Annotated in this window: 5 protein-coding genes; all 5 read right to left on the reverse strand. The window is 67.8% G+C overall.

The features are described from left to right. Positions 1-494 (reverse strand): pantoate--beta-alanine ligase (gene panC, locus Q1J95_RS14320; protein ID WP_300268743.1); only part of this gene is annotated, 494 nt, incomplete at its 3' end. Beyond that, positions 491-1,432 (reverse strand): Rossmann-like and DUF2520 domain-containing protein, encoded by a 942-nt coding sequence (locus Q1J95_RS14325; protein WP_300268746.1) that lies wholly within the window; start codon positions 1,430-1,432, stop codon positions 491-493. The genes Q1J95_RS14325 and panC, both read right to left, overlap by 4 nt. A gap of 258 nt (positions 1,433-1,690) precedes the next feature. Then, a complete protein-coding gene (locus tag Q1J95_RS14330; protein ID WP_300268748.1) occupies positions 1,691-2,707 on the reverse strand; it encodes an ABC transporter permease in 1,017 nt (338 codons plus the stop codon). Continuing rightward, positions 2,704-4,242, reverse strand: coding sequence for a sugar ABC transporter ATP-binding protein (locus Q1J95_RS14335; RefSeq protein WP_300268750.1), 1,539 nt, complete (start codon positions 4,240-4,242; stop codon positions 2,704-2,706). The genes Q1J95_RS14330 and Q1J95_RS14335 overlap by 4 nt, the downstream gene beginning before the upstream one ends. Beyond that, a partial coding sequence (locus tag Q1J95_RS14340) for a sugar-binding transcriptional regulator (RefSeq protein WP_300268753.1) occupies positions 4,239-5,052 on the reverse strand: 814 nt, incomplete at its 5' end. The genes Q1J95_RS14340 and Q1J95_RS14335, both read right to left, overlap by 4 nt.

Here is a 5,052-nt window from a genome sequence, read left to right on the forward strand (position 1 = left end):
AGATCGCGCACCGCGCGCCGCACGACGAGGATCTGCTGCGCATCCTTCTGCCCGAAGTACGCCGCATCTGGCGCCACGATGCCGAACAGCTTCGTCACGACAGTCGCGACCCCGTCGAAGTGGTGCGGTCCGCGGGCGGCGCCGCACAGCACATCCGTGATGCCCGAGACATGGATGCTGGTCGCGAAGCCGTCAGGATAGATCTCGGATGCCTCGGGCGCGAACAGCACATCGGCTCCCTCGCCTTCGGCGAGCGCGGCGTCACGGGCTTCGTCACGCGGATAGGCTCCGAGGTCTTCGTTCGCCCCGAACTGCGTGGGATTCACGAACAGCGAGACGACGACCAGATCGGATGCCGCGCAGGCCTGACGCATGAGCGACAGATGTCCCTCGTGAAACGCACCCATGGTCGGCACGAGACCGACCGACCGGCCCGCTCCGCGCGCCGCCCGCACTTCGGAGCGCACCTCGGCAATCGTGCGCACGATCTTCATGCGGCGCCCGCTTCGTTCCGCAAACCCTCACCGAGAGACGCACGCCCGGTAGGCACGGCAGGCCCAACCGGCACGGCGCTCGCCGCAGGCATCACGCCCTCAGCGGACACCGCACTCTCCGCACGCACCGCACTCTCCGCAGGCATCACGCCCTCAGCGGGCACCGCCCCGGCGGCAGGCACCACGCGCTCGTCGCTACCGGGCCAGGCCGCGAGCACGCGGGCGCTCGCACACAGCTCATCGAACAGGGCCCCGAGCTCCCGCTCACGCGCGACGACCGCCGCGCGCTGGCGCGCCACCGTCTGCTCATCGCCCCGTGCGATCGGGCCGGTCAGCGCGGCACGCGCACCGGCTTCTTCCCAATTGGCCACACTCTGTCGCACGAGCGGTCCGAGCAGCATCCGCGCCTCAGCAGGCTCCAACCCCGCAGACGTCGCGACTCGTTCCGTGGCATCCAGTACGGTCAGCAGCAGATTCGAGGCGAGGGAGGCCGCCGCGTGATACTCCGCCCGATGCTCGTCACCGATGACGAAAGCCCGCCCACCGAGCGCTGCGGCGAGGTCCGCTGCGCGAGCGCGCGCGGCATCTGTCCGACCATCGATCGCGCACCCGATGCCGCGAAAGACGTCGGGGTCCTCAGCGCCGGTGAAGGTCTGCAGCGGATGCAGGCTGAAATCGACGTCGTCCAGCGGAGTTGCCCCCGACACATGCCCCACGAACTGAGCGCGCGGGCGCACCAGACGAGCGGCCGCGGAGATCTCAGCATCGGGCACGCACAGCAGCGCGATGTCGACGGCAGGCACTTCTTCCCCGCGACCCAAGGGCCCGTAGACCGTGAGCCCCGGCACCGCGCGCAGCGCCGCGGCGAGCACACCACCGAGGCGGCCGTCGCCGATGACGGCGAGGCTCGCTGGGGCTGCGGCGACAGGGGTAGGCATGGTTTCGCCACGAGTATGACCCCGCAGACGCTCGCGCTCCAAATCGGTGCGCATATCGACCGGTTGTTCGTCCAGCTGACTTGTCTACCTGCATTAGTAAGCCGTCAGTCACTTGGCAAACTGCATTTCACCGCCAGCCGCAGGCACTCCAGCCGACTCAGCCCCTCGGCCAGGTGCACCCCGCACAACTCAGCAAAACTGCGGCAGTTCGGCCCCGAATCAGGACGATCCGGGGCCGAACGCGCATCCGTTGAGGAGTTACGACCCCACGGCCGTCGCCCGCGCGTCGATCACCTTGTTCAGAATCAGCGCGAGCACGAGGATCAGTCCAGTCGCGACCATCTGCACGAACGATCCGATGCCGAGCAGGTTGAAGAGGTTCTTCAGTACCGACAGCAGCAGCACGGCGATGAACGTCCCGCCGACGCCTCCCCGACCGCCGAACAGATTCGTGCCGCCCAGGACGACGGCGGCGATGGCGTCCAGCTCCGCACCTTGGAATGCGGTCGGCTGCCCGATCGTGAGCCTGCTCGTCAGCAGCACTCCGGCGATCGCGGCGGTCAGGCCGGAGAAACCGAACACGGCGGCCTTGATCCAGTTCACCGGAACGCCAGACAGGCGCGCGGCCTCTTCATTGCTGCCCACGGCATAGACGTACTCGCCGAAGGTCGTGTACCGCAGAATCAGCGCCGTGATGACCGTCACACCGATGAAGATCAGGCCGGTCAGCGGCAAGATTCCGATGTACCCGCCGCCGATGATCGTGAACGCCTCGGGAAGGTCGGATCCGGCCGGCCGCCCGTCGGTGAGCGTGTACGCCCAGCCACGCACAGCCGTGAGCCCGGCAAGCGTCACTATGAAAGCGGGCAGGCGAATCCACGCCGACACCGCCCCCATGAGCAACCCGACTCCCGCACCGACGATCAGCGCGGCGAGGATCGCCACCGGAATCGGCAGAGCGATATCGAGCAGGATGGCGACGATCATCCCACTCAGCGCCGCGATCGATCCGACCGCGAGGTCGATGCCGCTGGTGAGGATCACGAGCGTCATCCCGACCGCGATGATGCCGGTCAGGCTCGACTGCTGCAGCAGGTTCGCCAGGTTCCTCGTCGCGAGGAAGTCCGGGCTGAGGATGGCGGCGACCACGCAGATCACCGCGAACACGATGAGCAGGTTGCCCTTGATGAGCCAGCTCGAGCTTCGCTGCTTCCACGTCGTCGCGCTCGCGACGGATTGCGTCTCGGGTTCTGTGGACTTCGTCGTCTCGTTCATGCTGCCTTCCCGCTGATGATCGCGTGACTGATCTGTTCTTCCGTGTCTGTGAACGGATCGAATTCTCCGACCGATCGCCCCTCGTGCAAGACGACGATCCGGTCGGCGTTGGCCATAAGCTCGTTCAATTCGCTGGATGCCACGAGCACAGCCGCACCCTGATCGGCGAGCCGTCTCACCTGTCGATACAGGTCGGCCTTCGCGCCGATGTCGAGACCTCGGGTCGGCTCGTCCAGCAGCAGAATCTGCGTATCGCGTGCGAGCCATTTGGCCAGCACGACCTTCTGCTGGTTTCCGCCAGAGAGCAGTCGGATCTCTTGGTGCGGGCTCGCATACTTGACGGCGAGGTCGGTGAGGATCGGCGTCGTGCGCTTGTGCTGACGCTCGCGCGGCAGGAAGAATCCTGCGCCGCGAATCGCCGCGATGCCGGCGTTGCGCGCCACCGACAGCCCGAGCATGAGTCCCTGCGCCTTGCGGCTCTCGGGCACGAGCCCGAATCGCTGCCGGATGGCGTCGCGCACCGAGCGGATGCGCACCTCTTTCCCACGCACTCGGATGCTGGCGTCCGCCGACCGCGCTCCGAACACGGCAGACAGAAGGGTCGTGCGCCCGGCTCCGCCGAGCCCTGCCAGACCGACGATCTCACCGGCGTGCACCGTGATGTTCTCGACGTCGAGCAGGCCGGGGATGCGCACGTGCTCGATCTCGAGCGCGGGCTCGCCCGGAGCCTCCCGGCGCTCGCGGTGCTCGGTCAGCTCGCTCTTCTTGTCGCCGATCATGTCGGCGATCCACTGCTCGGCGTCGGTGTCGGCCACGCGGTACTCGGCCGCGTTCGTTCCGTCGCGCAGCACGGTGATGCGGTCGCCGACGTCGCGCACTTCGTCGAGTCGGTGCGAGATGTAGATCACGGCGCGGTTCTCGTCGATCAGCCGCCGGATCACCCGGTGCACGTTCTCGACGTCAGCTTCGCCGAGCGTGGCGGTCGGCTCATCCATGACGATGATCTTCGCGTCGGTCGTGAGCGCGCGGGCGATAGCGGTCAGCTGCTGATCGGCGATCGGAAGCTCCCCCACCCTGGCATCGGGCGAGAACGTCGCCCCGACCCGCTCAAGATACGACTGCGCCATCCGTCGCCGCGCACGGCGATGAACGATGCCGCCCGAGGCGGGGCTGTGCCCCAAGAAGAGGTTCTGCGCGACCGTCAAGTCAGGGAAGAGGTCAAGCTCCTGATAGATCACGGCGATTCCGGCGTTGATGCCGTCGAGCGGCCGCTGGAACTGCACCGGCGAACCGTCGATCTCGATCATGCCCTCGTTCGGAAGGTAGCTTCCGGCGAGGATCTTCATCAGCGTCGACTTGCCGGCGCCGTTCTCGCCGAGCAGGCAGTGCACCTCGCCACGGCGCACATCCAGATCGACGGATGCCAGCGCCACCGTGCCGGGAAATGTCTTGCGGATGCCGCGCATGCGCAGCGCCGGCGTCGCGGTGTGCGCCGCGGCATCCGTCGCCGACCGGGGGCTCGTTTCAGACGTCATCGTCGTGCCTCCTGCAGAAGGTCGTGGGCGGTTTCCTCATCGGTCACCAGCACTGAGCAGTATCGATTCGTGACCACGGCGCGACAGGCGGCGCGTTTCGCGGCGCCCGAGGCGACGAGGATCGACGTCGCCGCCTGGCGCAGGTCGTCGAGCGTGAGCCCGAGGGTGCGTTCGTCGAGCTCGTGGTCGACGATGTGACCATCGGCGTCGATGTAGCGTCCGAGCACATCGCCGACGGCCCCCTTCTCTTCCAGCGCCGACATCGCGGCGGCCGACATGTACCCGCCGGAGACCAGCACCGATGAGGCGTCGACCGGCCCGACGCTGAAGACCAGAGCATCCGCCCCTCGGGCCTGATCGAGGATGCCGGCGACGAGACGGTCGTCCTCGATCGCCCGCCGCGTCGTCGCCTGCTCCAAGATCGCGGGGCTCGGCAGCAATGTCACAGCGCCGTTGGCCTTCTGCGCGATGGTGGTCGCCGTCGCCGAGGCCATTCCGCTGCGTCGATTGACGGTGACCCCGCCGTTGATCTGCACGACCTCGACGCCACTGGCCCACTGCTCGGGCAGCGCCTCGGCGATCTGCTGCAGCGTGCGACCCCAGCTGATGCCGAGCGTCCGCGGCACGGGGCGAAGCTTGGCGAGGTAGTCGGCTGCAGCCGTCGCGACGCGCTGCGACCCGGTCAGCTCATCGGCGGAGCTCGGCACGACCACCGCGTCATTCAGTCCGAACGCCTGGCGCAGTTCGCGCTCCAGCGGCAGGCGCCGGGCGCGCGGGTGGATGATCTCGATGCGCACGATGCCGTGCTCG

This window comes from Microbacterium sp. (assembly GCF_029263575.1).
Taxonomy (GTDB): Bacteria; Actinomycetota; Actinomycetes; order Actinomycetales; family Microbacteriaceae; genus Microbacterium.

What these genes read in the sequence shown, in the direction of transcription:
- Q1J95_RS14325 (WP_300268746.1), bottom strand. Translation starts at nt 1,432, where the DNA reads ATGCCTACCCCTGTCGCCGCAGCCCCAGCGAGCCTCGCCGTCATCGGC.
- Q1J95_RS14330 (WP_300268748.1), bottom strand. Translation starts at nt 2,707, where the DNA reads ATGAACGAGACGACGAAGTCCACAGAACCCGAGACGCAATCCGTCGCG.
- Q1J95_RS14335 (WP_300268750.1), bottom strand. Translation starts at nt 4,242, where the DNA reads ATGACGTCTGAAACGAGCCCCCGGTCGGCGACGGATGCCGCGGCGCAC.